This is a genomic window from Methanocorpusculum vombati, assembly GCF_026891935.1.
Taxonomy (GTDB): domain Archaea; phylum Halobacteriota; class Methanomicrobia; order Methanomicrobiales; family Methanocorpusculaceae; genus Methanocorpusculum; species Methanocorpusculum vombati.
In genome coordinates, this window is the sequence record NZ_JAPTGC010000040.1 from 1 (window position 1) to 920 (window position 920).

Annotated in this window: 1 protein-coding gene; it reads left to right on the forward strand. The window is 55.5% G+C overall.

What is annotated here, in order from left to right; genetic code table 11:
- Positions 1-465: 465 nt before the first annotated feature.
- A partial coding sequence (locus O0S09_RS09955; protein ID WP_268923824.1) for a hypothetical protein occupies positions 466-920 on the forward strand: 455 nt, incomplete at its 3' end.

Consider the following 920-nt stretch of genomic DNA (forward strand, 5'->3'; position numbering starts at 1 on the left):
CAATCAGAATCACCTCTCTCAGGGGAAAAAATTACTTCACAAGAGATCCTGTCATGTAACAAGCAGTCTGCCTGCCCTGTATTTCAGACGACCGCACCGAAATCCGGACAGGCAGTACTTCTTTGGTGTTGTATCGGCATATCTCTGTCGGACAACCCGAGGCTGTGAACAGTTCACAGTTCACAGTTAACAGTTCACAACCCGGAGTACCGGAATGTGTGTCCTGGAAAAAAACATCCGCCGCACCTCTCCTTCGTCCAAGAAGGATCGGCACTTCCCCGCACTCTTGTTGTAGTAGTCTCTCTTTCCCCGTATTAATAGATCCCCACATGCAGAAAAACTGAACAAATTTCACAGACAAAAAAATCGGACAGCGTTTCCCTCCCTGCCGGTCGGTTCACCGATCCCTGTGAACTGTGAACTGTGTACTGTGTACTGTGAACTGTTCACCCCATCCCCACCACCATGCGACTTACCCTCACCGCCAACATCACCCCCGAAGAAGCCCGGCTTCTTGACACCATCCTCAAAGCAGCAGGCTTTCCCAACCGTACCGACTATCTTACCGCCCTTATTCATACCACGCTCTACGGCAGAGACGCCGACACCCGGCCCCCGCCGGATCCCGTCACAGACTGGATCGGCGCCGTCCGCGCCCGTGCCGCCGACCATGACCGGCTGCTTGACGCCGCCTTTGCCGTCTTTGACGAGATCGCTTTTGCCACCATTGCCATGAAGGGCGCAGGCTCTGTACTTGCGCACATCGGCAGTGACCTGGAAGCCGCCATCTTTGAACGCTGCGGGATTCTCCCCGGCGCAGAAGACCTGCGGACGTACTTGCGCATCTACCAGAATGTCCGCCGCCCGCAGCTTATGCAGTACCGCACCGAACAGGTGACCGAAGAGTACCGCAGACTGCG